This is a genomic window from Paenibacillus sp. P32E (assembly GCF_001909085.1).
Classification (GTDB): Bacteria; Bacillota; Bacilli; order Paenibacillales; family Paenibacillaceae; genus Paenibacillus_AQ; species Paenibacillus_AQ helianthi.
The window spans coordinates 1-26,737 of sequence record NZ_LVYY01000014.1 but is presented as its reverse complement, the minus strand read 5'-3'; the positions used below and the strand labels follow the sequence as shown (position 1 = coordinate 26,737).

17 protein-coding genes and 1 pseudogene are annotated in these 26,737 nt (G+C 47.2%); 15 read left to right on the top strand and 3 right to left on the bottom strand.

The annotated features are described in order from the left end of the window. Positions 1 to 194: 194 nt before the first annotated feature. The 10 genes from A3848_RS15180 (at position 195) to A3848_RS15135 (ending at position 16,291) form a co-directional block, all read left to right on the top strand. Positions 195 to 1,808, top strand: coding sequence for a sensor histidine kinase (locus A3848_RS15180; RefSeq protein WP_305953431.1), 1,614 nt, complete (start codon positions 195 to 197; stop codon positions 1,806 to 1,808). Between the two features lie 40 nt (positions 1,809 to 1,848). Then, the gene (locus tag A3848_RS15175; protein WP_074085774.1) at positions 1,849 to 3,432 is read left to right on the top strand and encodes a response regulator; all 1,584 of its coding nucleotides are present in this window, start codon (positions 1,849 to 1,851) and stop codon (positions 3,430 to 3,432) included. 144 nt (positions 3,433 to 3,576) lie between these two features. After that, complete coding sequence (locus A3848_RS15170) at positions 3,577 to 5,157, top strand: type 2 periplasmic-binding domain-containing protein (protein WP_074085773.1); 1,581 nt, start codon at positions 3,577 to 3,579, stop codon at positions 5,155 to 5,157. A gap of 108 nt (positions 5,158 to 5,265) precedes the next feature. Continuing rightward, positions 5,266 to 7,035: a family 43 glycosylhydrolase gene (locus A3848_RS15165; RefSeq protein WP_083612168.1), complete on the top strand. Its 1,770-nt coding sequence runs from the start codon at positions 5,266 to 5,268 to the stop codon at positions 7,033 to 7,035. Between the two features lie 164 nt (positions 7,036 to 7,199). Beyond that, positions 7,200 to 8,105 carry an ABC transporter permease gene (locus A3848_RS15160; RefSeq protein WP_074085771.1) on the top strand — a complete coding sequence of 302 codons (906 nt, stop codon included), beginning with the start codon at positions 7,200 to 7,202 and terminating at the stop codon, positions 8,103 to 8,105. 2 nt (positions 8,106 to 8,107) lie between these two features. Further along, on the top strand, positions 8,108 to 8,977 hold the full coding sequence (locus A3848_RS15155) for a carbohydrate ABC transporter permease (protein WP_074085770.1): 870 nt from the start codon (positions 8,108 to 8,110) through the stop codon (positions 8,975 to 8,977). Positions 8,978 to 9,044: 67 nt separating this feature from the next. Further along, positions 9,045 to 10,625 carry a type 2 periplasmic-binding domain-containing protein gene (locus A3848_RS15150; RefSeq protein ID WP_074085769.1) on the top strand — a complete coding sequence of 527 codons (1,581 nt, stop codon included), beginning with the start codon at positions 9,045 to 9,047 and terminating at the stop codon, positions 10,623 to 10,625. A 36-nt stretch (positions 10,626 to 10,661) separates the two neighbouring features. Beyond that, the gene (locus A3848_RS15145) at positions 10,662 to 13,334 is read left to right on the top strand and encodes a glycosylhydrolase-like jelly roll fold domain-containing protein (RefSeq protein ID WP_074085768.1); all 2,673 of its coding nucleotides are present in this window, start codon (positions 10,662 to 10,664) and stop codon (positions 13,332 to 13,334) included. A 26-nt stretch (positions 13,335 to 13,360) separates the two neighbouring features. Next, positions 13,361 to 14,941 (top strand): glycoside hydrolase family 43 protein, encoded by a 1,581-nt coding sequence (locus A3848_RS15140; protein WP_074085767.1) that lies wholly within the window; start codon positions 13,361 to 13,363, stop codon positions 14,939 to 14,941. 6 nt (positions 14,942 to 14,947) lie between these two features. Beyond that, positions 14,948 to 16,291, top strand: coding sequence for a GH1 family beta-glucosidase (locus A3848_RS15135; protein WP_074085766.1), 1,344 nt, complete (start codon positions 14,948 to 14,950; stop codon positions 16,289 to 16,291). Positions 16,292 to 16,438: 147 nt separating this feature from the next. Here A3848_RS15135 and A3848_RS15130 read toward each other — a convergent pair whose 3' ends face one another. Next, positions 16,439 to 17,719 carry a glycoside hydrolase family 27 protein gene (locus A3848_RS15130; RefSeq protein ID WP_074085765.1) on the bottom strand — a complete coding sequence of 427 codons (1,281 nt, stop codon included), beginning with the start codon at positions 17,717 to 17,719 and terminating at the stop codon, positions 16,439 to 16,441. 108 nt (positions 17,720 to 17,827) lie between these two features. Continuing rightward, positions 17,828 to 18,709 carry an AraC family transcriptional regulator gene (locus A3848_RS15125; protein WP_074085764.1) on the bottom strand — a complete coding sequence of 294 codons (882 nt, stop codon included), beginning with the start codon at positions 18,707 to 18,709 and terminating at the stop codon, positions 17,828 to 17,830. A gap of 116 nt (positions 18,710 to 18,825) precedes the next feature. Between A3848_RS15125 and A3848_RS15120 the strand changes: the two genes are divergently transcribed. Further along, positions 18,826 to 19,896 (top strand): SGNH/GDSL hydrolase family protein, encoded by a 1,071-nt coding sequence (locus tag A3848_RS15120; RefSeq protein WP_074085763.1) that lies wholly within the window; start codon positions 18,826 to 18,828, stop codon positions 19,894 to 19,896. Here the strand turns inward: A3848_RS15120 and A3848_RS15115 are convergent, their stop codons facing one another. Then, entirely contained in the window at positions 19,897 to 21,843 is a 1,947-nt protein-coding gene (locus A3848_RS15115) for an ATP-dependent DNA helicase (protein WP_256702388.1), read from the bottom strand. It lies immediately after the preceding gene. A gap of 492 nt (positions 21,844 to 22,335) precedes the next feature. On the opposite strand from A3848_RS15115, the gene A3848_RS15110 reads away from it, so the two are divergent. The 4 genes and pseudogenes from A3848_RS15110 to A3848_RS15095 form a co-directional block, all read left to right on the top strand. Beyond that, complete coding sequence (locus tag A3848_RS15110) at positions 22,336 to 23,268, top strand: sensor histidine kinase (protein ID WP_178382009.1); 933 nt, start codon at positions 22,336 to 22,338, stop codon at positions 23,266 to 23,268. Next, entirely contained in the window at positions 23,265 to 23,918 is a 654-nt protein-coding gene (locus A3848_RS15105) for a response regulator (RefSeq protein WP_074085761.1), read from the top strand. The genes A3848_RS15110 and A3848_RS15105 overlap by 4 nt, the downstream gene beginning before the upstream one ends. Positions 23,919 to 24,129: 211 nt before the next feature. After that, positions 24,130 to 26,328 carry an MMPL family transporter gene (locus tag A3848_RS15100; RefSeq protein ID WP_074085760.1) on the top strand — a complete coding sequence of 733 codons (2,199 nt, stop codon included), beginning with the start codon at positions 24,130 to 24,132 and terminating at the stop codon, positions 26,326 to 26,328. Positions 26,329 to 26,551: 223 nt separating this feature from the next. Next, positions 26,552 to 26,737 (top strand): annotated as a pseudogene (locus A3848_RS15095) (IS110 family transposase); the annotation flags it as partial.

Sequence of the window (26,737 nt, the reverse complement as noted above, 5' to 3'; positions counted from 1 at the left end):
ATCCTTGGAAAAGAAGAATATTTACAAGATTAAAAAATATGAAATTACAAAATAAGCTGATGCTTGGTTATGTATTGGTATGTGTTATTCCTCTATTATCTGTAAGCGCATTCATATTTCAACAATCTGCAAAGGGGTTAGAGGAATCTTCTCAGGAGTTTGCTTCACTCTATACTTCGCAAATAAGGAGTACTTTGAATGAATTTCTAAAAGAATATGAGGAGGTTACGAAGTCGGTACTTGTAGATAACGATATCATTTACAGTCTCGGCGATACGAAAAATTTGCCCTTTGACGAAATAGTTAATCAAAGACTTGCTGTGCAGCGTTTGCTGATGCGAGTCGCATTGCTCAAATCGGAGATGAGTACGGTGATGCTGGTCAGCAGAGATGACAGCGTGTATCAGTTCAGCAGTTCAACAAACAAAGTGAATGAGAACATGCTGTTGGCTCAAGAGTGGTACAAGGGGTTACGGAATTCGAATGAAACCTTCTTCATCACGGGACTACATGACCGTTCCTACTATGAGGATAAAGGGGAGGGAGCGGTTGTAACTGCGGGAAGAGTACTGTTCAGCTCTGATGGGGCATATGCAGGAATGCTGCTGATTGATCTAGACCCCTTTACATTGCTGCAGCTGGATCATGAGTTCATTTTGGCCAGGGATAAGTACGGTATAAGTGTAGTTATCACTAATCTTAAGCAACAAATCGTCTACCATTCTGATGCTGCCAGCGGACAGTTATCCTGGAAACAAGTTATGGACTCAGGAGCCAGCTATATTAAGAATAACGAAACCAAAGATCACATTGTTTTATTGGGAAGGACATCCCAAGGGGAGTTGTTAATTCGAACGGATATCCCCCGCTCAAGGCTTCTTCAAAAAATTAATCAAATTAAAGTCATGACTGTCGTTGTCATTCTGATGAGTTGTCTGGTTATAACGCTGTTCTCATTTGGTTTGAGCTATACGATTACCAAGCCCATCAAGGCTCTCCGGAGAAGTATGAAGCAGGCTGAGGTGGGACAATATCTGGCTATAGAGAAAGAGCAGGCTAATGATGAAATCGGAAGTCTGGTACACAGCTACAACAAAATGATTACAACCATCCGAACTTTGATAGAGGATGTGTATATCGGAGAAATCAAACAGCGGCAGGCAAAATTCATCGCTCTCCAGAATCAGATCAATCCTCATATGCTCTACAATACCTTAGAATCCATTCGTATGAAGGCTTTGATGAAAGATGATGATGAGACCGCGGATATGATTAAAATTCTGGCACGCATGTTCCGGCTGGTCTTAGCCAAGGAAGGTAAGCAGCATTCAGTTAAACATGAACTGGAATATACAGCAAATTATCTGCAGCTTCAGAATATCCGTTTTGATCACATGTTCAAGTTTGAGTTCGAGATACCTGATGAAATGCTGGGGTGCAGCATCATCCCTCTGGTCTTTCAACCGATTGTTGAAAACAGCATTAATCACGGTTTTGAGGACTACAGCCGTATTATGGATATCAGGATTGAGGGCAGTTGGACAGAACAAGGAGAAATGTTATTTCGGATTATGGATAACGGAATGGGTATGAGCCCGGACAAGGAATCCGAACTGCGTGCGCTTTTAGACGGAGCGGATTCACATAAATACAAATTGGAGATCATTGGTGAACAAACTGAAAAAGGACTGGGCCTCTTAAATATTGCTGAACGTATCAAGCTCCATTACGGTGACCGGTATTATCTAACCATCGTTCCCGGAAATGTGGAGGGAACAACCATTGAAATCCTGATACCAGGGAATTGAAATACCAACGGCAATGAACAGACAGCAGGAGGAGATTGGGATGAAAGTAGTAATCATAGATGACGAAAAGGGTATCGTGGAAGGACTCAAAAAGATCATAGGCCGCTATCTTCCAGAATGTAAGGTTGTTGGAGTAGCTTATAACGGGCTTGAAGGATACGAAATCATACAAAAGCTCCGCCCGGATATTGCAATAACGGATATACGTATGCCCAAAGCAGATGGTCTCGATATGATTAAAATGCTGGAAGAAACGAAAGTTCAGACTAAATTCATTCTGTTAAGTGGATATGCAGATTTTGAGTATGCCAAAAGAGGGATGAAGCTGGGAGTACAGTTCTACATTAACAAGCCGGTTGAGGAAGAAGAGTTGCGTGACAGTGTGAACCAGGTCATTGAACGGATTCGTGCAGACAGGATCAAGCTTCAGAGTTTAGACGAATTAAAGCATGCAATGCATAGCCGGATTCAGGAAGAAACCCTGCGGGACATTCTTGATATCGGGAATGATCAGACCAGTCTGGTGGATGAGCTGCTTCGCAGTGCTCAAATTCCTACAGCAGGCATCTGGTTCAATTCTATCCTGATTGAGATTGAGGGCAGTACGGATGTGCTGAAGGAGATTGGTTTTCAGCCACTGTTACATCTGATAGACCAGGCTTTAAGAAATTACCATCAAGTATACTGCTTCCGGTATTTCGGCCCGCAAATTGCGATTGTGATTGCACATAACAGCAATATTTTGCATGGCAGATTGCTTCATGTGATACAAGAACTGAAACAGGCGGTCTACCGTGATTTGAATCTATCGATCAGCGTAGGCATTGGTGCAGTGTATAAGCGGACAACGGGGATGTGCCAGTCTTTCGAAGAAGCACGAAATGCACTAAGCTACAAAGTGATTAAGGCAGGAGACCCTGTAATTTCCTATAATGAAATTATAACAATGACAGACTGCAGTCATCCGGTGCCGGAGGAGATGATATCCAAACTGGAAACTGCACTTGATAATATGGACGAGGAAGAATGTGTGAGCATCATCCACGAAATTTTCCGGGGAATGGTAGCCGAACCGGGAATGTCTCCCGCAGATCTGCAACTATGGTGTCTAAACATCCTTCTGTCAAGCATCCGAAGGCTGTCATTCCAGCAGCTGCAGCAGAATGAACTGGTAGGCAGACACATTCTGTCTTTGGAAGGCTTTTCGCGGTTTAGGACGCTTGAGTATTTGGAGGAATGGATGATACAAGTCATTCGAGGGATCATCCATTTCAAGTTGGAACATAATCTATCTCATAGAAAAGATATTATATCGGAAATTAAGCTATATGTGTCTAAACATTATAATGAACAAATCAGTCTTGCTGATTTGGCTGCGCGGTTTTTTATCAGTCCTTTTTATTTAAGCCAGCTGTTCAAAAGAAAAACAGGAGACAACTACTTGAATTACTTGACCCAACTGCGGATCGATAAAGCAAAAGAACTGCTGGAGACTACAGATTTGAAAGTGTACGAAATTTGCCGGTTGGTTGGATATTCTGATGCGCAGCATTTTGCGCGGATGTTTGAAAAGTTTACAGGATACAAGCCCAGAGATTTTCGCAAAAATCTGCCGAATAGCTGAACGTAATGAGTCATTCCTTAGGAATGGCTTTTATTTTATTGAAAATGACATGTTTAAACTTAAAAATGCCCATTTGAGTGTGGAATTGACTGATTGTATCATTTTAATTGTAAGCGGATTCAAAAAATGTTAAGGGGGAACAAGATGATATTCAAAAAAATGGGGTTGATGTTAGCGACAGGCGCCTTGGCCATTACAACCATATCCGGTTGCGGCGGGAACAATAACAATTCCGGAAGTTCAACAGCTGCTAACCAGAATCAGGCTGCTGGCGGAGATGGAATTGTCGACATTGAAGTTTGGGGCACTAACATTGGGTATAAGCCGATTGAGAAGGGAAGCAAGCTGTACGAATTCTATAAGGAAAAGCTCGGTGTTGGCGTCATCCATCCATATGTGGAATGGAACGGAGGAACGAATTATCTTAACCAGTTGAACCTGAAGATTGCTGCTAACGAAATGCCGGACCTTTTTCTGCCACAGCAAGGTCTCGAGGACAGCTTGGCTAAAAACGGTGCGCTTGCCGATCTGACAGAACTGCTGCCTAAGTATGCACCGAATCTGTGGAATGCCATCCCGCAGGATATGTGGGATATCGTAAAGGCAAATGATCCTACCGGCCAGGGCAAAATCTATTATATTCCGGGTATGGTTGACTACGGAAGATACGCCAGCATGATCCGCCAGGATTGGCTCGACAAGCTTGGCTTGAAAATGCCTACTACCCAAGATGAGTATGTAAAGGTGTTGGAGGCTTTCCGGGATAAGGACCCTAATGGCAATGGACAGAAGGATGAACTTCCTACCGGCGGACGGGAGCAGGTACGGTGGATGGACCAATTGTTCGCGATGTATGGTGTAGCGATGTTTGAAGGCTACCCGGACTGGGATATTTATGACGGTAAGCTGACTTATTCCGCAGTGACTCCGAACATGAAAGCATCCTTGGAGTTCATGTCGAAGCTGTATAAGGAAGGATTAATTGACAAGGAGTCGCTGCTGAACAGCAAAGACAAGTGGGATGGCAAGATTCAATCCGATAAAGTAGGGAATTACTTCCATTGGGTAGAATCGGGATATTTGCCTCTGGAGAACTTGTTCAAAAATACCGGCGTGAAAGCTAATTTCACTGTACTGCCTGTTCCAAAAGTTGAGGGCTATGAAGGCTTCTATACCTGGAAAAGATTCACTCCTCCAGCTTGGGTAGTGAAAAATAACAAAGATGAGAAAAAACTGATGGCTACTCTGAAATTGCTGAACAACATGTATGACAAAAAAGTCTGGAAGGATTTGTATTTAGGCGTAGAGGGCATGCATTATACGATGAAGGATGGCCAAGCCACGAAGCTGCCGGATGACAAGAGCACACAGGAAAACCTGATTCTTGATCCCTATTCCAAAATATCCACCCTTGATTTCATGATGGATCTCAACAAGAGCACTGCTTCAGCGGATAGAATGTGGGCGATTGATCAGGTGAACCGTAATATGAAGGAAGCCCAGAAATATGCCAAAGTCATTGCTGGTGATGGCATGCCAGCCAGTGTATATGAGGGCTTCCCGGACATAAACAATCGTACACTCTACGTGGAATACGCTTCAAAAATTATTATTGGACAATACCCGCTCAGCAAGTTTGACGAGTTCGTAGAGAAATGGAATAAGTCCGGCGGTGAAGAGGTCACTAAGCGGGCCAGAGAATGGTACGCAAAAGTCAAGAAATAAAGGATTAACGCTAAAATTCCGCTCGACACATTTTACAGTCGGGCGGATTTTCTGTGTAGAACCTGTAGATTTAGGTGTTGATACCAAAGCAAAGGGATGTGGAGAGAAATGACTTATGTATGTAATCCGCTGAATATTGAATATAAATATCAGATCGTAGAGACAGCAGGGACCCGAGTTACCTTCAGGGAAGCTGCGGACCCGTCGCTGGTTATCTTTCATGGAGAATATTATCTGTTTCCTTCGATGACGGCTGGATTTCTGACAAGCAGCAATATGACCGATTGGACCTTCCACCCGCTCAAGGGAGTGCCGGTTTACGACTACGCTCCTGATGTGCGGGTAATCGGGGAGTATCTTTATTTTTCAGCATCGAATAAATCAAGAAACTGCTCATTTTACAGGACAAAAGATCCGATCAGCGGTGAATTTGAGGAAATCCAGGGGACGTTCCCTTTTTGGGACCCCAATTTGTTCCTGGATGATGACGGAAGGATCTATTTCTACTGGGGGTGTTCCAACCAGACGCCTATTTACGGAGTAGAGCTTAATTTGGAGGATATGAAGCCTATAGGAGAAGCATCTCCGCTTATTTATGGTAACAGTACTAAGATTGGCTATGAAAGAAAAGGTGAAAATCATAACCTCAGATCACCAGAAGAGATTGAAGAAATCGTTCAAAAATTTGCCGGGATGCATCCTGATGCTCCGGAAGAACTTTTGATTAAATTTAAAAACACTATAGGAAACGATCCTTACATTGAGGGAGCCTGGATGGAGAAGCATAACGGGACATATTATCTTCAATATGCCAGCCCCGGGACAGAACATAACATCTACTCGGACGGTGTCTATATTTCGGACAAACCTCTAGGGCCATTTACGCTGGCAGCCAATAACCCGTTTTCTTACAAGCCGGGAGGATTTATACCAGGGGCCGGACACGGGTCAACCATGACAGATAATTATGGGAATCTATGGCATGCCTCTTCCATGAGAATCAGTATGAATTATATATTCGAAAGAAGACTTGGGCTCTGGCTGGCGGGATTTGATCAGGACGGAGAGTTATTCTGTAATCAACGGTATGGAGACTGGCCCTATAAAATCGAGCAAAGGCAGATGAATCCATGGAGCCATCCGGAGTGGATGCTGCTATCTTACGGCAAACCGGCTGAAGCCTCTTCTCATGAAGAAGGTAGACAGGCATTCCAGGCAACGGACGAAAATGTACAGACCTGGTGGAGGGCGGAGTCCAACTCCCCTGGAGAATGGCTGGAAATCGATCTGGAGCATGTATGCGATGTGCATGCGGTGCAGATCAATTTTGCTGATGATCAGATCAATGCAACCCTTCCTATGGAAACAACGCTGCAAGGTGAAAGAATGATAGATGATCGTCAGTATTATACCAGATGGCTTCTCGAAGGCTCAACGGACGGCAAGGAATACTTTGTAATGAAAGATAAATCTGAAGCAAATACCAATTTGCCGCATGATCTAGTCCTGCAAGAGGAGGGGACGAAAGCCAGATTTATCAAATGTACAGTAATTTCATTACCCTTTAATCAGTCTGCCTGTATTTCCGGACTTAGAGTGTTTGGGATCGGCAAGGGAACGTCCCCGGGACAAGTCAGTGGCGTCCAAACAGAATGGATAAGCAAGCTTGATCTTTCCGTAAGTTGGGAGAGAGATGAAGCTGCAGGATATAATGTGCTCTGGGGATTTGCTCCGGACAAGCTGTACCATAGCCATATGGTATTCGGCTGTAATGAATTAACAATTAAAGCGTTGATTGAAGATCAGCCGCTGTATGTAAGAGTTGATGCCTTTAATGAAACAGGGATAACTGAAGGGTGTGTATACCGGGCAGTCTGAGAGAAGGGGGCCGCTCGGCTCGCAGGGATTCCTAAGAAATACGTATTAGATATTCCTTTAAATGACCTGGTAGGAACTTAAAAACGCCTGATTGAGCGATGAATCTGATAATTATATAGTTACATTGTAAACGAATTCAACACGAGATATTAGGAGGGAAAACATTGAAATCTATTGCATCTCATCAGATGAAGTTATACTGGCCGCTTTATGTGATGGCGATTCCGGGAATTATATTTCTCATCGTATTTAAATTCATTCCGCTGGCTGGTGCTGTAATCGCCTTCAAAGACTATTCCGTATTCCAGGGCTTTATTGATAGTCCTTGGGTAGGATTTAAGCATTTTGAAACCCTGCTGCAGCATCCTGACTTTCTCAATGTATTTAGCAACACTCTACTGCTGGGATTATTCAAGCTTACGATTGTTTTTCCGGTTCCAGTTCTGCTGGCGCTAATGATTAATGAGATCCGGAAATCGGCACTGAAGAAAGGAATTCAGACTGCACTATACATCCCGCATTTCTTGTCATGGGTAATCGTAGGAGGGATTCTCTTCGATTTCTTTTCACTAAGCGGAATGTTCAACATTATCCTTGGATGGTTTGGTGCCGAGCCTGTGCTGGCGATGCAGGAAAGCGCATACTTCAGACCGATTTATGTGCTGGCTTCCATATGGAAGGATGCGGGGTGGGGAACCGTGGTCTACATGGCCGCAATCAGTGCAATTGACCCTCAGCTCTATGAATCAGCGATGATCGATGGGGCCTCCAGAATCAGACAAATCAGACATATTACATTCCCAATTCTGCTGCCTACCGTGCTTGTGCTGTTCCTGCTCGATATCGGGAATTTCCTGGATCTCGGATTCGATCAGGTATATAACCTGCTGACTCCGATGACCTACAACGTGGGAGATATCCTGGATACTTATGTGTTCCGAACGGGCATTCAGCAAGGACAGTATAGTTTCGCAACAGCAGTTGGATTGTTCCAATCGGTAATTGGATTTATCATGGTCTATACGTTTAACAAGTTGTCCAATAAGGTTTCGGATGGGGGGCTCTGGTGACTATGCTTGCATCAAGAGGAGAAAAGGTATTCGTAGGAGTCATTACCGGCTTACTCATCCTGTTATCTGTCGTAGCGCTAGTACCGCTTGTATCCGTAATCTCTACTTCCTTGAGCTCCAAAAGTGCAGTAGATATGAACCTTGTCACTCTGTGGCCGAAGCAATTTACTTTGGACTCTTGGAAGTACATTGTCGACCGTCCTGATTTATGGAAGTCATTCTTTTTGACGCTCAGTACGACTGTGATTGGAACAGTACTGGCCCTTCTGATGACAGCCTTGTTCGCCTATCCGCTGTCAAAGCCGGAATTCCGGTGGGGTTCGGTCATTATGATGGCTGTTGTAGTTGCGATGATTTTCAAGGCACCTATCATACCGTATTTCCTGACCGTACGTGGTATCGGCCTGTATGACAATCCGCTGGTCCTGGTTATACCTCATATTTTGAATCCGTTCAATCTGATCATCATGCGAACCTTCTTCAAGCAATTCTCTAAGGAGCTTGAGGAAGCGGCCTTTTTGGAGGGCTGCGGATATTTCCGGATGCTGTTCCAGTTTGTGCTTCCATTGTCCAAGGCCGTACTGGCAACCCTTGCTTTGTTTTATGGTGTCGTGCTATGGAATCAGTTCCAGCATCCGTTGTTATTCCTTCAGGACACCAACTGGTTCCCGTTGCAAATCAAAATCCGCCAATTCATCACCGATGACAGCGTTATTATGGCAGGGGCCTCATCGACGATGAGTCTTAACTACAACGAGCGGACGCTGAGAGCAGCAACGGTTATCTTTGCAATTGTTCCGATTGTTGTGGTATATCCTTTCTTGCAGAAGTATTTCGTCAAGGGGGCAATGATTGGTTCAGTCAAAGGATGATTTCTTTAGACAAGATATCAGGACTTCAGTCCGTAACAAATAGCTTTAGAGGGGGGGATACAGAAATATGAGCTTTAAAAAGGTTGGTTTATTCTTAGCCGCAAGCGCTCTCGCTGTTACTGCTGTAACCGGTTGTAACGGGAACGTAAACAATTCAGCGGGTAACGCAAACGCCAATCAGAATCAGGCTTCGAACGGAGATCAAGTAGTTGATATTGAGGTATGGGGTACCAACATCGGGTATCAGCCGGTTACCAAAGGTAGCAAACTGTACGAATTTTATAAGGAAAAGCTGGGTGTTGGGGTTATTAATCCGTATGTGGAGTGGAACGGGGGAACTAACTATCTCAATCAGTTGAACCTTAAGATTGCCGCTAACGAAATGCCGGATCTGTTCGTACCTCAGCAAGGACTTGAGGACAGTCTCGCGAAGAACGGGGCGATTGCCGATCTGACTGAACTGTTGCCTAAATATGCGCCGAACGTGTGGAAGGCTATTCCGGAAGATATCTGGAAAGTGGTCAAGGCAAATGACCCTACAGGTCAGGGGAGAATTTATTATATTCCCAATGTCGTTGAATACGGCAGATACGCCGGGCTGATCCGCCAGGATTGGCTGGATAAGTTGGGGCTGAAAATGCCAAAAACACAGGATGAATATGTAAAGGTGCTGGAGGCTTTCCGGGACAAGGACCCTAACGGCAACGGCCAGAAGGATGAGATTCCAACTGGCGGCCGGGAGCAGGTGCGCTGGATGGATCATTTGTTCGCCATGTATGGTGTGGCTATGTTCGAGGGTTATCCGGATTGGGATATTTACGATGGCAAGCTGACTTATTCTGCGGTTACGCCCAATATGCGAGCCGCATTGGAATTCATAGCCAAGCTATATAAGGAAGGCTTGATTGATAAGGAGTCGGTTCTTAATAGTAAGGACAAGTGGGAAGGGAAGATCCAATCCAATAAGGTGGGGAATTACTTCCACTGGGTAGAGCAGGGGAACTTGGTGTTTGAGAACCTGTATAAGAACACAGGTGTGAAGGCAGAGTTTTCCGTACTTCCTGTACCTGAGGTCGCAGGCTATAAAGGATTTTATACGATGAAGAAATTTGCCTCTCCTCTGTGGGTTGTCAAGAACAACAAGGATCAGGAAAAGCTGATGGCCACGCTAAAGCTGCTTAACAATGTGTACGATAAGAAAAACTGGAAAGACCTGTTTCTTGGTGTAGAAGGAATGCACTATACAATGAAAGACGGAAAAGCCATTAAGCTCCCGGATGACAAGAGCACACAGGAGAATCAGATTCTGAATCCGGCTACAAGCATATCGACACTGGATCTTACGATAGATCTTTTCAACAGCACGGTATCAGAAGACAGTAAGTGGGCCATTGATCAGGTCACCCGGAATATGAAGGAGGCTCAGAAGTATACCAAAGTCATTGCGGGTGACGGTATGCCTGCCAGTGTATACGACGGCTTCCCGGACATTAACAACCGCACCCTTTATGCTGAATATGCCGCCAAGATTATTATTGGACAGTACCCCATCAGCAAGTTTGATGAGTTTGTAGAGAAATGGAACAAATCAGGCGGTGAAGAGGTCACGAAGCGTGCCAGAGAATGGTACAGCAAAGTGCAGCAGTAAACTATAGAACAGAACTAGATTCTGCAGGAGGTTAACATGAGCAGTCGTATAACGGAAGTGCTGCAAGGCAAGGAACACAATTATATTCTTCCTTTTCTCTGGCAGCATGGGGAGGAAGAAGCTGTAATCCGGGAAGAAATCGCCCGTGTCCATGAATCCGGAATTGGAGCGTTGTGCGTGGAGGCACGGCCTCATCCAGACTTTCTTGGACCAAAGTGGTGGCTGGATATGGATATTATTATGGATGAGGCGCGAAATCGCGGCATGAAGGTATGGCTGCTGGATGATGATCATTTCCCTACGGGGCATGCGGCAGGCAAGGTGAAGGAGGCTCCAGAGGAGCTTCAGCGTAAGTTTTTGGGTGAACGCTATATCGATACAATTGGTCCTGCAAAGGGAACCTCTCTGCTGCTGGATACCTTGCTGATGACCGGACTCCGGCCAACCTTCTCCTTGCGCCATAACGCTAAAGGGAATAATAAACTGATCTCAGTGGTTGCGGTCCGCCGCGATCCATCGAGTGGAACATTACTCAGTGAATGTGTTGATCTCACTGAATTTGTACATGAAGGTACGCTGTATTGGGATATCCCAGAGGGGTATTGGCGGGTATTTATGATCTCGGAAAATAAGGATGGCGGCAGCAAGGAGCAGGAAGATTATTTGAACCCGCTAGTCCCAAATTCAGTCCGTATTCTGCTTGATACGGTTTATGAGCCTGTGTATGAGCGTTATAAGGATGATTTCGGCAAGACATTTGCCGGATTCTTTTCAGATGAACCCGGATTTTATAATGATAAGACGACTTTTGATTTCAATTCAAAGCCAGGGAAACAAGGGGTACCGCTTCCTTGGAGCAATGAAATGCCGGCTCTGCTCGAGCAGGCGCTCGGAGAGGACTATCGTAAACAGCTGTATCTTCTCTGGCATGATGCCGGGGAACAATCGGACATTATCCGCTACACCTATATGAATATCGTCAGCAGGCTGTATGCAGAACATTTCTGCAGTCAGATCGGAGACTGGTGCAGAGCCCGCGGTGTGGAATATATCGGACATGTTCTTGAAGATAACAACGTGCATGCAAGGCTGGGCCCCGGTACCGGACACTTCTTCCGCTCACTCTGGGGACAAGACATGTCGGGTATTGATGTGGTGCTGTGGCAAATCGTTCCCGGCTTTGATGAATTATCTTTCCGCCAGCCAACGGGAGGAGAGACGGATAGTGAATTCTTCCACTATGGTCTCGCTAAGCTCGGTGTATCTCTGGGACACACGGATCCGAAGAAACAAGGCCGGACGATGTGTGAAGTCTATGGGGCCTATGGCTGGACGGAAGGCTTGAAGCTGATGAAGTGGCTTACTGACCATATGCTCGTCCGCGGCGTCAATCATTTTGTCCCGCATGCGTTTACCCAAAAAGCTTTTCCGGAGCCGGATTGTCCGCCGCATATGTATGCGGGCGGACAGAATCCGCAGTACCGCTATTATGGTTATCTGAACCAGTACATTAACCGGATCAGCCACCTAATCTCAGGGGGGATACATGTGGCGTCTGCGGCTGTCGTCTATCATGCTGAAGCCGAATGGTCAGGGAACGCGATGTACTTTCATAAGCCGGTCAAGGCCTTGATGCAGCATCAAATCGATTGTGAAGTGATTCCCGTTGATGTGCTTCTGGAGGCAGCTCATGTTCAGGATAACAAGCTGCATGTCAATCTTGAAAATTATAGATGCCTGATTGTACCTTATGCGGAAGCACTCCCGGCAGCGATGATACAACGCTTGGTCCAGTTCGCTGAGCAAGGCTTACCCGTCCGTTTTGTTGAAGGACTGCCGGAACGCTCAAGTGAAGGAATCAATGTAACTGGTGAACTGTCACTGCTTTCGGCTCATCCGAATGTGAGGATGGTAGTTTTAGATAAACTGGCGGATGATTTGACTGCAGATGGATACTTTGAGGTTAAAGCTGAAGGATATGAGCCGTATCTCCGGAATTATCACTATACTCATGATGATTTAGATGTGTTTATGTTTTTTAACGAGAGTCCGCATCAGATTATCTCTACGAAGATTGTTCTGCCGGTGCAAGGTAATGTTTATGCCTATCATGCTTTTCTTAATAAGGTGAGCAGGCTGGAGGCCGCTGGGGAGTCCGGTGCAAGAAGGGTGGAGCTTGTTCTGCATCCATATGAATCCATCGTCCTTTTGCATGGGCCTTCCCTAATAGATTATCCTGCCCGTCTGCCGAGGAGGGCAGAGGGTCCGATATTGGAAATGAGTGGAGAATGGGCAGTTTCCATTGCCGATGCTGATCATTATCCTCAATTCAAGGAGTGGGGGACACTAACCACATTGCAGAATATGAGTGGTCCCGGTTATCTGCCCAGCTTTTCCGGTACGTTCCGTTATGAGACAGAGTTTGAATGGAATGCTTCATGTAACAACGCATTTCTTGAACTAGGCGAGGTCTATGAAACGGCAGAAGTGTGGATTAACGGTGAACACGCAGGCGTTAACCTGTGCCCGCCTTATCGGATGGAGATAGCGGGTCCAATTCGTAAAGGGACCAACAGCCTGGTTATCGAGGTTACGAATACGCTTGTTAAAAACCAGCGGGACTTTTTGTCTTCCTTCTCTCAGCAGGAGCCAAGCGGACTTATTGGTCCTGTGACAATTTCACAGATATCGGTAACTGAAGCTCATTAACGGGACCTGATGAGGAGGAAGTTAATATGACGAATTCCATTACTAATCCCGTACTACGCGGATTCAACCCTGATCCGTCTATTGTACGCGTAGAAGACAATTACTATATTGCCACTTCCACTTTTGAGTGGTTCCCGGGCGTTCAGATTCACCATTCCAAGGACCTGATTCACTGGAGATTGCTAAAGCGGCCACTGGACCGGATATCGCAACTGAACATGCAGGGGAACGGAGATTCCGACGGTGTATGGGCACCCTGCCTGACTTATGATAACGGCCTCTTCTATTTAATTTATACAGATGTTAAGTCTCACAAAGGTGCTTTTAAGGACACCCACAACTACCTTGTGACCGCAGCAGATATAGAAGGTCCATGGTCGGAACCGGTATATCTGAACAGCAGCGGGTTCGATCCCTCTTTATTTCATGATGATGACGGACGGAAATGGCTGCTGAGCATGTTATGGGATTTCCGGAAGGGGAAGAACAAGTTCGGAGGCATTGTCATTCAGGAATATTCACACTCGGAGCAAAGACTGGTGGGTCCGGCTGCAACCATCTTTGAAGGAACAGAATTAGGATTTACGGAAGGGCCGCACCTGTATAAGCAGGGTGACTACTACTACCTGATTACTGCGGAGGGTGGAACCCGGTACCAGCATGCCGTTACTGTCGCGCGATCGGCTTGCCTTCATGGACCCTACGAAATTGATCCGCTTAATCCGGTGCTGACCAGCAGTGGTAATTCCGGGTTGACTCTCCAAAAAGCAGGGCATGCTTCCTTAGTTGAAACCCAAAATGGCGAATGGTATATGGCCCACCTTTGCGCAAGACCGGCGGATGGTCATCATTGTACGCTGGGCAGGGAGACAGCACTGCAGAAATGTTATTGGGACGAGAAAGGCTGGCTCCGCTTGGAAGGGGGAGGGAACGCTCCTTCTGCTACGGTACAAGCTCCAGCCCTCCCGCTTCATCCGTTTAAACCGGAACTGGAGCGGGATGATTTTGATGAACCCTTGCTTAGTGGCCATTGGAGCACACTCCGAATCCCGCCGGATTCAAGCTGGCTCACCCTTAGTGAACGGGAGGGTTTTCTGCGCTTAAAAGGAATGGAGTCTTTAAGCTCTCTGCACAGGCAGAGTCTGATTGCCCGTCGGCAGCAGTCATTTAGTATTGAGGCAGAGACGGTAATTGAGTTCGAGCCGGAGAGCTTTCAGCAGATGGCAGGCCTAATTCTATATTACAACACGGAAGATTATGTGTACTTAAGGATTACCCATCTCGAGAAGCACGGCAGAGTAATTGGAGTTATTGAATCGAAGCATGGGGTATACGATGAGCTGCTCGCAGCTGATCTGCAGCTGCCGCAATATGGTCCGGTTCGTTTAAAGGCTATAGTCCACCGGGACCGTCTGCAATTTTATTATGCAACTGAGGATAATAACTGGTGCCCGGTTGGCGAAGAGATTAATATTCTGCATCTTTCGGATGAAGCTGCTGAGCCTTTAAGATTTACAGGGACATTCGTTGGAGTGTGTGCACAGGATTTGAGAGGTACCCGAAAGCAGGCAGACTTTGATTATTTTATATACAGGGAAATGGAGTGAATTGTATTGTCAATTATACAGTTTCCTAAGGACTTCCTGTGGGGGGCAGCTACTGCTGCTTATCAGGTAGAAGGAGCCTGGAACGAGGGTGGACGCGGCCTTTCAATCTGGGATACCTACGCACATACTCCCGGGAATATACGAAATGGTGATAACGGTGATATCGCTTGTGGACATTACCATCACTATGAGGAAGATATTGCTTATATGAAAGAGCTCGGGCTACGTACTTACCGGTTCTCCATATCCTGGTCCAGAGTTTTCCCCAACGGCACGGGAGAGCTTAACAAGGAAGGGCTTCACTTTTACCATAGGCTAGTGGACAAGCTGCTCGACAACGGAATTGAGCCTTTTTGTACCCTTTATCATTGGGATCTTCCACAGGCCCTTCAGGATACAGGAGGCTGGAAGAATCGTGATACCATTGATGCTTTTGCCCTGTATGCCGGAGAGATGTTCAAATCATTCCAGGGAAAAATCAAATACTGGACTACCTTCAATGAGCCTTGGTGTGTCTCTTTCAAAGCCCATTACATTGGAGACCTGGCTCCGGGTGAGAAGAATCTGCAAAGCGCACTTGATGTTGCTCATCATCTGATGATCGCTCACGGCAGAACAGTGAAGCTATTCCGGCAGCTGGAGGTTCCTGGGCAAATTGGTTATGCTCCCAATGTAAGCTGGCGTGAACCGTTTAGCTCTAAACCGGAAGATGCCGGTGCTTGCCGCCGCAGAATAGGGTGGATGGTTGAATGGTTCATGGACCCTATCTTTAAAGGTGAATATCCTGAATTCATGACTGCAGCCTTTGAGGTCGAGGGTGCGAAAGTGAATGTTCAGCAAGGGGACATGGAAGATATTAAGCAGCCGATAGATTTCCTTGGTATTAACTATTATACCGGCTCCTTGGGGCGCTATAAGAAGGATATTGGCCTATTTGAGCTTGAAGACATAGATGAAGGTTATGAAAGAACAGACTTTAACTGGCCGATTTACCCTGAAGGTCTATATAAGGTGCTAGTACACATTACGGAACGTTATGGTCAAATCCCTATCTACATCACCGAAAACGGAGCATGTTATGATGACAATCCGGTTCAGGGAAAAGTTCAGGATAACAAGCGTATTGCATATCTGAGCAAGCATTTAACCCAGTTAAACCGGGCAATGGAGACAGGGGTACTGGTAAAGGGCTATATCGCCTGGTCTTTGCTCGATAATTTCGAGTGGGCTGACGGTTACAGCAGGCGTTTCGGATTGATTCATGTAGATTTCAATTCATTAGTGCGAATGCCAAAAGACAGCTTTTTCTGGTATGAAAAAGTGATAACCAACGGGTGGATAGAAGTCTGAGCGGATAGACTTGTTAAAGGTTTTCAGGATCTGACAATATGGGAGAAGACATGGAAGGACCTGATCTCCATTGGCATAACCCAGGCCTAATCCTCTGCACCAAAAGAAAGCCGGTTTTCCAGACGAATCTGGAGAACCGGCTTTTCCTTACAGGAAGCTATAGAGGCGTACGCCGTGCGGTGCAACAGTGGTTTGCAGCACACCAACGGCAAGTTCGGCAGGCGTTCCGCTCCACAGCTCGGTGCCGGCGGCTGCGCCACTCAGGCCAAGCTCTTCAAGGGCCAGATCCAACTGCAGCGGGCTTTCGCCAATGTTGAATACAGCAGCATAACGGGTGCCATCGGAGTGTCCAGTGGTCCAGACAATATGATCCTCTTTGCAGAGCGCCTCCCTGGCTCCGTGGCTCTCCCGGTGCATGCGCAGAACCTCACGGTTGGTAAGCAGCGCAAGCGTCCAGTCATCATTGTCCCGCAATTCACCACCAAAGATGAGCGGCGAGCGGAAGATACTCCAGAGCGACATCATCGTCAGCTGCTCATCACGCGTGAACCGGGTCCAGCGGTCCTCCCCGCCGCCATCCACAGAGCGGATACCAATATGGCCGAGCGGCAGCATATCGCAGTCCGGCCAGCAGCCGGCTTGAGGTACGCCCTGCCATTTCCGGCAACGGTCGAACATATCCAGCAGCAGCGGCCACAGGTCCCAGAAATCGTCGGTAACCCGCCACATGTTGGCATGTCCGGTGAAGAATTCTGCATATTCCACCGGAGCGGGGCCAGGAGAGAGGCTCAGCACCATGGGCCGGCCGCAACGCTCAATGGCCTGGGAGATTAGAGCAATCTCAGGCTGATGAGTATCGTACAGCCTGGAAGCGGCGATGTCGTCCACCTTCACCAGGTCAACGCCCCACTCTGCATACAGTTCAAAGAGAGAATTATAATACGCCTGTGCCCCTTCTTTGGAGGCGTCCACTCCGTACATATCTGTATTCCATGGACAGATGGAGTTCGTATGTGCAATATCGCGTGCCGTCGCAGTTGTACCCAAGACCGGTGTGGCGGCATGGGCGGCCTGCCGCGGGATGCCGCGCATGATATGAATGCCGAATTGCAGTCCAAGACTGTGTACATAATCGGCTAAGGGCTTGAAGCCAAGGCCCCCCGCTGCGGAAGGAAAGCGGTTCTCGGCGGGCATCAGCCGGGAATATTCATCCGTTACCAGCGGAACAAACGGCCGGTATTGTGAAGAATTCGCATAAGGCTCGTACCACTGAATATCAACGGTAATATAGCTCCAGCCGAAGGCTTTGAGGTGTTCTGCCATATACTGCGCATTTCCGCGTATTTCTTCTTCCGTTACGGCCGCGCCGTAGCAGTCCCAGCTGTTCCAGCCCAGCGGCGGAGTAGGTGCTGCAAGCTTGTGATCCATTATGAATCTCCTTTACTGATGTATTATTGCTCTTTCTAGTTCCATCATAATAAAGGAGATTAGCGATATCTATAGTAATCTTGAGAGTAGAATAGCACTATATTGCGGTTAATCAAAAAACAGCCTGCGGTAGGTTAGGCTTTCGCCCCCGCTTCGGAATTCTCCCGGTGTAAGTCCGGTTAAGCTGCGGAACGCCTTGATGAAATAACTGCCGCTGGAGTAGCCAATCTGCTCAGCAATGGCTTCTATGCTGAGACCGGTTCCTCTGAGCAGCTCCATGGCCTTCTCCGTACGGACACGGGTCAGATATGCGCCGGGAGTCAGACCCGTGCTGGCCGAGAAGCGGCGGATCAAATGGTATTTGGACAGGGCTACATGCTCGGAAAGCAGATCGATGCTGATCATCCGTGAATAGTTATGCTCAATAAATTCGGCTGCACGCCTTACGTTCACTGACCAGTTGTCCCGGTTCCGCAGTGTTGTTACCTGCAGTCTGGAGAGCTCTGTCATGAACTGATAGATGCACGACGAGGCAATAAGAGGGTCGGAGATTCTGCCGGCCGCCGCATCGTTTACAATCATCCGTAAGACCCGGATCGGCGCACAGTCTGCGGGCAGATAAGGAACCTCTCCTGCTTCCCGCAAGAATTTGCGAAAGTGAGGCAGAATCAGATCGGGCCGGAAGAGCAGGAATAGGAATTCCCAAGGCTCTGCTGATTCCGGGTGATAATAATAGCGGTGGGGTCCGGGAATTTCGGCGAGAAAAGCCTGCCCGGCGGTAACACGGTGCGTCCGGTCCCCCGACTCAAATACGCCTTCTCCGGAGAGGGTGTATTGGAACAACAGAAGTGGCCCATCGTTCCGTTCCAGACCGTCCCAGCGATAAGAAGGCGTGCTGATTGAATCAGACCCGGCCGCAAATAATACGCACAACTGGAGCTCCTTATCTTCCGCGAACCGAAAGCCATAGGTACCTCTGGGAATGTCCATAATGTCCTCCTAGCAGTATGTGAAGATGCTTCAGCATTGATTTTAACGCGACTTGTTGAAAACAGAAAGCACCTTTGTTACTGTTACACATATAAATGCTGCGAAGGAAGGTTATTATGTCCCCCAAAACTCAAAGTTATAAAGCAACGAATGAACATGTGAAAATCATCGGACGGACTCATTATTCCAACGATGTACTGTGGCTGGCGCTCTCAGGCGGCGGCGTGGAATTTTCCTTCCATGGTACAAAAGCGGAGATCACATTAAGAGGTGATGCTATTGCCTTATCCGGCAATAATCTCGCAAGAGTCGGCATCAGTGTAAACGGCAAAAGGGTTATTGACGATCAGGTGGATCAACCGCTCCAATCGTATACTGTATTTGAAAGCGAAACTGCGCAGAACGTCACGATAAGGCTCATCAAATTATCAGAGGCGGCGATGTCAACGGTAGGGATTCAGGAAATCGCTGTTGATGCAGCGGATGGAATTAAGCCAACCCCGGATGAAGTACATAAAATTGAATTTATCGGCGACTCCATCACTTGTGGCTATGGCGTTGATGATGAGGTTGGGCTGCATTCTTTTTCCACGGCTACAGAAGATGTTACCAAAACCTATGCTTACCTCACTGCGCAGCAGCTCCATGCTGACTACAGCATGGTTTCGTACAGCGGATACGGCATCATTACAGGCTATACGGAAAACGATCAAAAGCTTACCACGCACCTGATCCCGGATTATTATGAAAAAGTGGGGAAGTCTGAGGGGGAATTTGATGATCGTGTGCTGCCCCAGGGTCTGCGTTGGGACTTCAGGAAGTTTGTGCCCGGTCTGATTGTCATTAACCTAGGAACGAATGACGATTCCTACACCAAAGAGGATACCGGCAAGCAGACGGAATATGCTGAACAATATGTTGAATTTCTTAAAATGGTCAGACGCAACAATCCGCATGCTCCGATTCTGTGTACGCTGGGTATCATGGGAGACAGGCTGTATCCTTTTGTCGAACAAGCCGTGAAACAATATACCCTGCAAACAGGCGACAATAATATTAATGCAATGAAATTTGATGTGCAGCTGGAAGCTGACGGATACGCAGCCGACTTCCACCCGTCCCAGGCCACTCACCGTAAAGCGGCGGACAAACTGACTGCTCAAATTAAAGAGCTCATGGAGTGGTGATTAAGCGAGGGAGTGCGGATCACTACGCTGTATCCCTTTTTCGTTTACGAACTTCTCCAGAACCCTGAAATCCTCGGTAACCTTTTTAAAAGGTAAAGCATCCAGCACCTGTTCCCGGTAATCCTTTTTGGCTGCAGCGGACAGCCGGGAATCGAGTATGCTGAGTACACCAAGGTCAGTTTCACTGCGGATCAGACGGCCGGTTCCTTGTCTTAACCGAAGCAGCATGTCCGGTACAAACACATCTTTTAAGGGATTCTCGGCCAGAGATGCCTTATATTCATAGATAGGATCGGAAGGAACAGGGAAAGGCAGCCGGAAAATGATTAATTGCGACAAATCGGAACCTTCGATATTCACGCCTTCCCAGAATACACCGGTACTAAGAAGGACGCCTTTACTGCCCCGGAATTCAGCGATCACCCCGTCTTGGGACGATCCTTCTCTTTGCATATGTAGCGTCCAAGTAAGCGCCTCAGAGTTTAATTTCTCATGGATGTACTTCATATCCTCCTTAGCTGAAAAAAGGACCAATGTCCGCCCGCCCGTTAAATTACAGAGCCTAAGCATTTCCTTGTAGGCCGCATCAAGATAACTTTTCCGGTCCTTATGGCTATAGTAGGGGACGTCCTTGGCAATATACATCATGGTGTGGTCGTCATAATCAAACGGTGAAGCCTGGCGCTCCATATAATCTCCCCTGTACCCGAGGGACTCAGTCAGATAAGCGTATTGTTCCTCCAGGGTTTCTCCGCCTTGACACATGGTTGCTGACGTTAAGATCACGGATGTCTTCCCGTTAAATAAAGTATACTTTAGAAATTGGCTTATGCCCTTTGGACAGATACTAATGGTACTCTCCCGCTGACTGTTGCTTGCCCAGATGAGATAGTTGTCCTTTGCTCCGGCGAGCACATCGAAGAGGTCGATAAGTCCGTTCATGGCTTCAAAAGCATTGTCGATTTCCCGCTCACGCCGGGAAGTTAAGACGGAAAGGCTGAGACTGAGCTCTTTCAAAATCTGCGCAGCCTGTCTTAACGGAATTCCTGTAATCTCTGATACTTTTATCCGGTCATTGTCCTGTTTGGCTGTGTGAAGCAGATCCGCCTCTACCTGTTTAAAGACATGGCTAACGCATCTTTTTACAAATTTGAATTGCCCCATAAGACCCGTATCTGCGGATTGCTTGAAGAGAATCTGCAAGACGTCGTCCAGAATACGGCAGGTGCCCCGGAAGGTGAACTCGAGTGTTCTTGCATCTCTGACCTTTGCTTCCAGATTATGAGCTTCATCTATGACGATCAGGGCCGGCCGTTCCGTGATTAAGCCCTTGGTTCCTTCTTTCTTCTTGATCAGATCACGGATAAGCAGGTCCTGGTTTACGATAATGAAATCCATATCGCCGGCGCTGGCATTAATCTTCGCTCTCATCTCGTAGAACGTACATGTGCTTTTATAATGGCAATGTTCAAATTTACAGTCATTTACACAAACGTTAGACCATACAGCATCACTGGTTCCACCTTCAATGTCCGCTCTTTCATCAATCTCGTAATTCAAAATACGCCCGGCGAGCGTAGACAGAGGGGAGGAGCTTGAATCATCAGGCTTGAACAGCTCTGCTGCCCTGTACCGGCAGGCATATTGCCCCATGCCTTTTCCGACAACGGAGCGGACCGTGGTGAATCCGAGACGGCTTCCAATGAATCTGAGATCTTTATGTATCTGTTCTGAAAGCTGGATGGAGGAGGTGGCAATAATGACCGGCTGCCGGGAGACCTGGTTAATGAGCAAGCCGGGAATAAGGTAGGCAAAGGACTTGCCGATGCCGACTCCGGCTTCAATCATTGCGTTATAGCCATTAATATAGGCGTCAGCGATATCCAGAGACATATCCTGCTGGCCGATCCGCTCCTTCAGTCCGATCCTGGGGAATCTGTCATACATCCGGAAGACGGCATTAATTAAAGAGGGTTCGACGTCCTTTTTCAGCTCCCGCTTCTGTAATTTATAGAGATCACTTAACCAACTGATGACAACCGCCCCTTTTCTATATCAATGATCTTCCTGCTGGAGTATTTTGGTGAGGTTGTAATTATCTTTGAAGTTAACTCAACAGTCAAGTGTCAGAATAGAAGTCATATATAATGGAAGATAGGGAGGGTTAGCCAGGTGAAAGAACAAAGAGCTGGAATGCAATCTATTAATGAATTGTTCACATCCAGACATTCAGTTTTGATCTGGATGTCAACGGTTTATGTATCGGCAATAATCATGCAGTTTTTTAAGGATCCTTTGATTTTATCCAGTTCAGCGTTCACTTGTCTTTTCACAGTTCATGTCTTAATACACTGGAACTCATTTCGGATTAGGACTAACAAGCAATTCTGGTTATATTTTTCGATCCAAGGCATCCTGATTTACTTATGCGCGATTCTGATGCCAGACGGTTATCAAGCCGTTTTAATTGGCCTGCTTCCAGTCTTAGTCGCTCAAAGCCTGGGTTTTTCCTATCGGATCAAAAGAGTCGTTCTCGTTGCCTTTATCAGTATTATCTTGTTTTTTGATGCAATGCTTACTTTAGGAGATACGGATGAACTCATATTATTCCTTCCCTTTTTTACCCTGATGCTGATTATCGTTGTGGCCTATGCCCTGTTGTTCTTTCAGCAGGTTCACGAAAGGCTCAAGACCCAGAATTTCTTGCGGGATCTTCAGGAGGCCCACAAGAAAGTGGAGGAGTTAACGCTCTCCAATGAACGTCAACGTATGGCTCGCGATCTTCACGATACCCTGGCACAGGGGGTGGCAGGATTAATTATGCAACTCGAAGCCGCAGATGCGCACATGGCACAAGGCCGTATGGAGCGGACTCAGGAAATCATCAAGCAGTCCATGAAACAGGCCCGCACAACCTTGGCAGAAGCCCGCCGGGCTATTGATAATCTTCGGGCGAAATCAGCGTCCGAGATTGATTTTAGGGAAGCCGTTGACGATGAGGTCCAGCATTTTACGGAGGCCACAGGTATAGCCGTTGCAACGTATCTTAAACTCGACAAACGCTTGTCCAGGATGGTAATGGAACACAGTCTGCATATTGTGAAGGAGTGTCTCACCAACATCGCCCGGCATGCCAAGGCAGACAAGGTATGGGTTACCCTGTCTGATCAAAGAGGCCTGTTATTTATGGAGATCAGGGATAACGGATCTGGATTCAACACGGACGCTATTGGAAAGGATGCCGGACATTATGGTCTACTGGGCCTCCAGGAACGGGTGCGGCTGATTGGAGGAGAAATGAAGGTGCGTAGCAGTTCGGCAGGTACGAGTATACAAATTGAGGTATTATTCACCGAGGGAGAATCTATATGAACCGGTATAAAATCCTGATCGTAGACGATCATTTCGTTGTCAGGGAAGGCTTGAAGCTGATTATGGAAACCGACGAACGGTTTCAAATTGTCGGGGAAGCAGGAAACGGGCAGGAGGCGATACACCTCATTGATGAGTTGCAGCCGGACGTTGTCCTCATGGACTTAAATATGCCGGTGATGAGCGGACTGGAAGCGATGAAGGTATTGAAAAGCAAGAACAGCCCCGTTCCGGTAATCATTCTGACGACCTACAACGAGGATGATTTAATGATTAACGGTCTGGCTTTGGGAGCGAGGGGATACCTGTTAAAGGATACAAGCCGGGAGAATCTGTTCAGGAATATTGAATCAGCGGTGAGAGGGGAGACCTTGCTTACCCCAGAGATTATGGAAAGAGTCATAGCCGCCCGTGGGAACCACAAAGCTTATAACTCTGCTAATGAGGAAGCATCCCTGCTGACCGATAAAGAGACTCAGATTCTGCAGAGCGTAGCTCAGGGTTTCAAAAGCAAGGAAATCGCCTCAGATATGGGAATTGCAGAACGAACGGTAAAAGCACATTTAACGAGTATTTACAACAAACTTGGAGTGGATTCGCGGTCTCAGGCGGTGGCTGTCGGTCTGGAACGAGGGATCTTACATATGTAACTTGGACATGCGAAGGGATTCTTTCGCATGTTTTTGTTTTATATTCACATTTTGAAGCGAGGCCCTACGGTGTGTGTAGGGCTTTTTCTTTTGGGCTAAAGGGCTGCCCGAATGGGCAAATGCGGTCTGCCCGTTTGGACGATGTTGAACAGTTATCCAGTCTGTAAGATTAAGACATAGATAAACATTAGTAAGGAGGAGCGATACTGAAATGGCTAAATTATTATACCGGCTGGGGTTTTGGTCAGCGAAGAACCGGATTAAAGTCCTTATAGGAAGCATTACTCTGTTAGTAATAGCCGCTATTGTGGCGCTGTCGATGGGAATCCATTTTGGTGAGGAGACCAGCATACCCGGGCTTGCCTCGCAAAAAACGCTTGAAGTTATGGAAAAGGAATTTCCAAACCCACAGGGTAACCTTGGCAAGACCCAGCTGGTGCTGAAAGCACCGGACAATGAGACCCTATCCTCTGAAGCAGCTCAGCAGCTTATAACCGCGAGGCTCAAAGAAGTGGCAGCGGATCAGGGGGTTTCTTCGGTTGTAGGTCCGTACGAGAACCATTCGTTAAATGCGGACAGCACTATTGGCTATGCCACAATTACTTATAAAGTTCCGGGTGCAGATGTCACCGACGTTTCGAAGGATTCAGTGAATCAGATTGCCGAAAGTCTGCGGGATGCGGGCTGGCAGGCCGAACTGATCGGAGACGGATATGTGAAAATGGCAACCAGCAGTCCTACCGAAGGTCTCGGAGTTTTGCTGGCCCTGGTAATTCTTACAGTAGCATTAGGTTCTATCATTACTGGCGTTCTGCCGATCCTTACAGCGGGTTTAGGCCTAGGCTTCGGGATTATGCTGATTATTATCGGAACCAGTTTCTTAGATATTCCTTCGTTTGCCTTATCGCTGGCCGGGATGCTGGGACTGGCTGTCGGTATTGATTATGCACTGTTCATTATCGCCAGATACCGGCAGCAGCTTGCCGAAGGCTACGAAAGACGGGAAGCAATTGCCATCGCGAACGGAACAGCCGGGAGTGCGGTTGTGTTTGCTGGAGTAACGGTCATTATTGCGCTTGTCGGTTTTTCATTCGTTGGAGTACCGTTCCTTACCGCTATGGGTACAGCTGGCGCCCTTACTGTATTGACCGCAATCCTTATGACCATATTCGTCGTTCCGGCGATTCTGGAACTGCTGGGGAGCAAGATTAAAGTGCCCACCAAGCGCAAAGGAAGCAATCAGAAGTTGGCAAGCCGCGGCAATCTGTGGGGAAGATTTGTTACCGGGCAGCCCTTAATGGCCGTAGTACTGGGTGTAGCCCTGCTGGCAACGATTGCTCTGCCCTTCTTCCACATGGAGACGGGGCTCGGTAATGACGGGCAAAAATCTCCGGATAAAACTGAACGGCGGGCCTACGATCTCCTGTCCGAAGCCTACGGTGAGGGATACCACGGTCCGTTAGTCATTCTGGCCGAAACGGATGGCGGTAAAGAGGCAGCAGCTAATCTCAATAAAGTTATTGAAGAAGTAAAAACTTATCCCAATGTCGCGATGGTAAACCCGGCAGTCACTGGACCTTCCGGAAAAATCTCGCTGATTACTGTTATGCCGACAACGGGACCCAATGATTCGAAAACCATAGACCTTGTCCATCTGATTCGTGATAAGGCACCGGAAATAGAACGGCAGGATCATATTAAGATCGGTGTAACCGGCAGCACAGCTGTCAACATCGACATCACCCAGAAATTAAACCAGGCATTGCCTAAATTTTGCCTCATTATTGTTGGCTTGGCCTTTGTACTGCTTATGCTGGTATTCCGTTCGATTCTCGTTCCGATCAAGGCAGTGCTCGGATTCATCCTGTCGCTTGGTGCAACCCTGGGATTCGTTACCTATGTCGTTCAAGATGGACATTTCCAGAATCTGTTCAACTTCTATACCAAGGCACCGGTGTTTAATTTCCTGCCAATCATTGTAGTCGGCGTCCTGTTCGGTCTGGCGATGGACTACGAAGTATTCCTGGTCAGCCGGATGCGTGAGGAATTCAAGAAGAGCGGCGATGCCAAAAAGTCCGTTCTTGCCGGAATCCGTAACAGCGGCGGAGTCGTAACGGCAGCAGGCCTGATCATGGTTGCAGTCTTTACCGGATTCATTCTCGCAGAAGAGCCTATGGTTAAGGTTATGGGGTTGGCGCTCGCCTTCGGTGTTCTCTTTGACGCTTTCATTGTCCGGCTGCTCATTGTTCCCGGCGTGATGACCTTGCTTGGGAAGTCGGCATGGTATTTTCCAAAATGGCTGGACCGCTTGCTTCCGAATCTCGATGTGGAGGGTGAAGGAGTGATGGAGGAAGTGGAGAAGAAACGTCTGGCTGCAGAGATTGAGCCTAGAGTAAGACTCCTTGGCTAATAATCTGGAACAATAGGTGCCACTCTATGATCCGCCTTTCGGTGTTCGCACCAGTCTATAACGAAGAGGGAAATATATATGATCTGTACTTAAGCATCACTGATTCGTTAAAAGGAGCCATTCCTGTAATGAATTAATTTGAGGTTTGAATGAAAAAAGCGCCAGCTGTATACTGGGAAACGTTCCGTCCAGAGAACAAATTCCAGCGCAGGAGGCACTCAACATGAAGTATAAACAATCGAAGAAACAGAATCAACGGATTATGAGAATTTCCGACAAGACCCTTGTCGTAGGCGCAGACATCGCTAAGGAAACCCATGTGGCCCGAGCCATTGACTTTCGGGGAATTGAACTGGGGAAAGATTGTGTATTCTCCAATACACGAACAGGTCTGGAGCAACTGGTACAG

What these genes read in the sequence shown, in the direction of transcription:
- A3848_RS15175 (WP_074085774.1), top strand. Translation starts at nt 1,849, where the DNA reads ATGAAAGTAGTAATCATAGATGACGAAAAGGGTATCGTGGAAGGACTC.
- A3848_RS15170 (WP_074085773.1), top strand. Translation starts at nt 3,577, where the DNA reads ATGATATTCAAAAAAATGGGGTTGATGTTAGCGACAGGCGCCTTGGCC.
- A3848_RS15165 (WP_083612168.1), top strand. Translation starts at nt 5,266, where the DNA reads ATGACTTATGTATGTAATCCGCTGAATATTGAATATAAATATCAGATC.
- A3848_RS15155 (WP_074085770.1), top strand. Translation starts at nt 8,108, where the DNA reads ATGCTTGCATCAAGAGGAGAAAAGGTATTCGTAGGAGTCATTACCGGC.
- A3848_RS15150 (WP_074085769.1), top strand. Translation starts at nt 9,045, where the DNA reads ATGAGCTTTAAAAAGGTTGGTTTATTCTTAGCCGCAAGCGCTCTCGCT.
- A3848_RS15145 (WP_074085768.1), top strand. Translation starts at nt 10,662, where the DNA reads ATGAGCAGTCGTATAACGGAAGTGCTGCAAGGCAAGGAACACAATTAT.
- A3848_RS15140 (WP_074085767.1), top strand. Translation starts at nt 13,361, where the DNA reads ATGACGAATTCCATTACTAATCCCGTACTACGCGGATTCAACCCTGAT.
- A3848_RS15130 (WP_074085765.1), bottom strand. Translation starts at nt 17,719, where the DNA reads ATGGATCACAAGCTTGCAGCACCTACTCCGCCGCTGGGCTGGAACAGC.
- A3848_RS15125 (WP_074085764.1), bottom strand. Translation starts at nt 18,709, where the DNA reads ATGGACATTCCCAGAGGTACCTATGGCTTTCGGTTCGCGGAAGATAAG.
- A3848_RS15120 (WP_074085763.1), top strand. Translation starts at nt 18,826, where the DNA reads ATGTCCCCCAAAACTCAAAGTTATAAAGCAACGAATGAACATGTGAAA.
- A3848_RS15115 (WP_256702388.1), bottom strand. Translation starts at nt 21,843, where the DNA reads ATGTATGACAGATTCCCCAGGATCGGACTGAAGGAGCGGATCGGCCAG.
- A3848_RS15110 (WP_178382009.1), top strand. Translation starts at nt 22,336, where the DNA reads ATGCCAGACGGTTATCAAGCCGTTTTAATTGGCCTGCTTCCAGTCTTA.
- A3848_RS15105 (WP_074085761.1), top strand. Translation starts at nt 23,265, where the DNA reads ATGAACCGGTATAAAATCCTGATCGTAGACGATCATTTCGTTGTCAGG.
- A3848_RS15100 (WP_074085760.1), top strand. Translation starts at nt 24,130, where the DNA reads ATGGCTAAATTATTATACCGGCTGGGGTTTTGGTCAGCGAAGAACCGG.